This is a genomic window from Candidatus Melainabacteria bacterium RIFOXYA2_FULL_32_9, assembly GCA_001784615.1.
In the GTDB taxonomy this organism is placed as follows: Bacteria; Cyanobacteriota; Vampirovibrionia; order Gastranaerophilales; family UBA9579; genus UBA9579.
Window position 1 is genome coordinate 14537 of the sequence record MFRQ01000125.1, and the last position, 3803, is coordinate 18339.

General features: G+C 33.4%; 3 protein-coding genes and 1 pseudogene (1 of these 4 cut by a window edge). 2 read left to right on the forward strand and 2 right to left on the reverse strand.

What is annotated here, in order from left to right; genetic code table 11:
* Nucleotides 1-753 (forward strand): annotated as a pseudogene (locus A2255_06345) (pyridine nucleotide-disulfide oxidoreductase); it begins 1564 nt to the left of the window's first position.
* A 167-nt stretch (nucleotides 754-920) separates the two neighbouring features.
* Here the strand turns inward: A2255_06345 and A2255_06350 are convergent.
* Together A2255_06350 and A2255_06355 are read right to left on the reverse strand one after the other, a co-directional pair.
* Nucleotides 921-1325, reverse strand: a complete 405-nt coding sequence (locus A2255_06350; protein OGI18069.1) for a hypothetical protein — start codon at nucleotides 1323-1325, stop codon at nucleotides 921-923.
* Between the two features lie 524 nt (nucleotides 1326-1849).
* The gene (locus A2255_06355; protein ID OGI18070.1) at nucleotides 1850-2272 is read right to left on the reverse strand and encodes a hypothetical protein; all 423 of its coding nucleotides are present in this window, start codon (nucleotides 2270-2272) and stop codon (nucleotides 1850-1852) included.
* A 627-nt stretch (nucleotides 2273-2899) separates the two neighbouring features.
* On the opposite strand from A2255_06355, the gene A2255_06360 reads away from it, so the two are divergent.
* The coding region (locus A2255_06360; GenBank protein ID OGI18071.1) for a 4Fe-4S ferredoxin at nucleotides 2900-3803 on the forward strand (904 nt) is incomplete at its 3' end.

Below are 3803 nucleotides of genomic sequence, written 5' to 3' on the forward strand. Positions count from 1 at the left end.
ATAAGGCCAATAATGGAAAATTCAGAAAAATATATTGAAATAGATGCCTGCGGCTTACAGTGTCCGGGACCAATTTTAAAAGTTGCAAAAGAGCTTGAAAATTTGGATACAGGAAACATTGTTGAAGTAAAAACAACAGATCCGGGCTTTAAATTAGACATAGAATCATGGTGTAATTCAACAGGCAACACACTTATAGATGTAAAAGACGAGAATAAAATAATAAAAGCCAAAATTCAAAAAGGAACAGGTAAACAAGATCATAATAAATCAGGACTATCAGCGAATAATAAAACTCTGGTAGTATTCAGCAATGATCTTGATAAGGCATTAGCTTCTTTCATAATAGCAAACGGCGCAGCAGCTTCTGGAAGCAACGTTTCAATGTTCTTTACATTCTGGGGATTAAATATTTTAAGAAAACCTGACCCTGTAAAAGTTAAAAAAGGCATTCTGGATAAAATGTTCGGTTTTATGATGCCAAAAGGCGCAGATAAGTTGATTTTATCTAAAATGAACATGTTTGGACTGGGAACACAGATGATGAAGCATGTAATGAAGCAAAAAAACGTAGCGACGTTACAGGATTTGATTCAGCAAGCTAATGATCAGGGAATAAGGCTAATTGCATGCCAGATGTCAATGGATGTTATGGGTTTAAAACTAGAAGAGTTGGTTGATGGGATAGAGGTCGCAGGAGTAGCAAGCTACGTAACCCTAGCTGAAAACTCAAACATGAATCTATTTATATAATCCATATAAAAAAGTGGTTATCCAGGAAATAAAAAACGTACAATTGTCATTGCGAAGATTCTGAAGGAATCTGTGGCAATCTATCCATTTTAAAAGCTATTATTCAAAGTAGATCAGCACTTCATACTTTAAAAGTTTCTCTAAAATATTATCTGCTTCAATTACTGTCAGAAACCTGGTTGTGTAGTAGTTGCGCCTGGTGTTGTAATCTGAGGTTGAGTAACCCCGATCCCAGGTTGAAAGGATGGTTGCCCTAATTGGCCAAAACCAGGTTGAAATACAGTAATTCCAGGTTGTATGATTCCAGGTTGTTGAGGAGTTGTTATTCCAGGAACTGGAAAACTTCTAGCCCCAAATTGTCTTGGAGTCACAATTGGTGAAGCCTGTACACCGTATTGAGGAGTGCTATATTGAGGAAGATCATAAAAAAAACCGTATACAGGTGAAACAACCTGACTTGGAATAGAGAACCCATAAGGAATACCTGGTGAACCCATTGCACCAGGAAGCTGTGCCTGTGCAGGCTGAGTTATTAATAGTGCCAAACCCAGCATAAATAGAATCTTTTTCATTACCGTTCTCCTTACTTTTCATTTGAAACTTAATATTTATAGCTCTTCAAATGAAAATTACAACCTAATAAGGTCGGCGATTTTCAGTAATGAACATTCTGTTTTAAGTAAATTAAGGACGCAATAAAAAATACGTACAAGTAGTCTCAAAAGCAAAAAGTGTATAAATGTCATTGCGAAGATTCCAAAGGAATCTGTGGCAATCCATCCATTTTACAATTAAAAACAATTATTCAAAATCGGTAGGATCACAACGTTAGCACTTTGTGCCACCTCGTTATGACTTAGAAAAGTGACTGTGTCACCATCAAACTTACATGGAGCATAGGCTTCCTTAAGAATAATCTTTATATTATTTTTTACTTTTGAGACTTGTTCTAAGTATTTTTTATTGCTAGATTATTTGCCGGTTAATAAGAATGAGCTTGCAAAGCTCCCGCTTCGCGCAGGAAGCAGGCTACAAAAATCCATAAGTATTTTTTTCGCTGTCCTTAAATATAAAAATTAAGCTTTTATACTAGGATTTATGCAAATAAATCCAGCTTTTTATCTGTATTTTTATTAAAAAACTCAGTAGCAGAGTTATTTGCTCCTGCATTGTTTATTATTTCTTTAACAAAATCAATTGTATCTTCAATATTATGAGGCCAATTTTCTTCGGTTATAGGTTTTGCACCCTGCTTTCTTGATTCTTCACCCGGTATATATTTTATTTTATACCTGTTGTCACCGAATAAGAAAGATTTAAATAATTTAAATTCAATTTTATCATCTTCGGGTAATGCTTTTTCTACTTTTGATTCGATAGTAGGTAATATTTTACTTATTTTATCTACAGTTTCGGGACTCATATCCATGATAATCCCTCTTAATTTCTTTTCAGGAAGCTTTTCTATATCAAATTGTCCTTTAAATTGTGAACCATTATAGTTTGTTGGGTATATCATACAAGTAATTCCTCATGTGTCTGATGATTTCAGGTAATAATTAATTATTAACAAACATGAATTTCTTGCAAGTAGTTATATGATTAAATAATTTATTTGGAGGAGCAACGCAGATAAGCAAAAAAGCATAAAATACTTGCGATTGCTAAAAAATAAAATAAAAAAGTTTAATCTAAAATATATCAAACTACCTAATTAATTTTAAATATAAATATAATTTACTCATCTTGCTAATATATAAATTAAGGGGGAAAGAAAAAATACCCACTGATGTTACGCCGGAATACGTCCGGCATCTATACAATTATAGCTTATAGTTGAGACGTAGTTAGATCCTGAAATAAATTCGGGATGACATTTATAATTTTATTTAAAAACTTTTCTTGCTTACTTAAAATAAAAAAGAGCACTTTTAAAGTGCTCACTTTCTGCAAATTATGTCAAGGGCTTTAGCAGAGAGTAAAAGAGTCGTCAGAGCAAGTATTTTTTGGGGAAAACCAATAATGTTGCTTGTATTTGTAATGAACTTTATTGGTTAGTATAATAATACATATTATTTGTTAGAAATTTATTAGGTTATTGTTAGATTTATATGATTTTAGGAAATTTGTAGAAAGAAAGATTATGATGAGTAAAGTATATTTTGTAAACTTAAGAGCACGTAGTGAAAAGGAAAGCAAAATAAATAAAATCCAAAAGCTATTTGACAAAGCAGGATTTAAGGATTTTATCTCAAAGAATGATCTTACTGCAATTAAAGTCCACTTTGGCGAAAAAGGAAATGACGGTTATATAAATCCGGTATTTGTAAGACAGGTAGTAGACAAGGTAAAGAATGCCGGCGGTAACCCTTTTGTGACAGATACCAATACTCTATATATAGGCAGCAGGCATAATGCTGTAAATCATAGTATTACTGCAATAGAACATGGATTTAATTACACAGTAGTAGGAGCCCCAATTATTATAGCTGATGGCCTGAAAAGCCAGAATATAACTAATGTAGAAATAAATAAAAAGCAGTTTAAAACTGTAAAAATAGCAAGTGATATAGTTAATGCTGACAGTATGATTGTTTTATCACATTTTAAAGGTCATCCGTTAGCTGGTTTTGGCGGTGCGGTGAAAAATCTTGCAATGGGTTGCGCAACATTTCAAGGAAAAAGAGACCAACATTCCCCAAGACCTGTTATTATGGAAGAAACCTGTGTAGGCTGCGGAAGATGCATCACAATTTGTCCAGGTAAAGCCATATCATTAGAGAATCAAAAAGCTAAAATTGATCAGGAGCTTTGTGAAGGCTGCTGTGAATGTATAACTTTATGCTTATCACGTGCAATAGAAATAGACTGGGCGACAGAAATCGTGCCATTTATGGAAAAAATGACAGAATATGCTTACGGAGCAGTTAAAGGAAAAGAAAATAAGATTGGATATATTAATTTCTTAATGAATATAACCCCGGATTGCGATTGTTTTCCATTTAGTGATGCAGCTATTGTGCCGGATATAGGCATACTAGCCTCTACTG

Bases quoted from the DNA above. Each gene is read 5' to 3' on its own strand.
- A2255_06350 (OGI18069.1), bottom strand. From the start codon at position 1,325: ATGAAAAAGATTCTATTTATGCTGGGTTTGGCACTATTAATAACTCAG.
- A2255_06355 (OGI18070.1), bottom strand. From the start codon at position 2,272: ATGATATACCCAACAAACTATAATGGTTCACAATTTAAAGGACAATTT.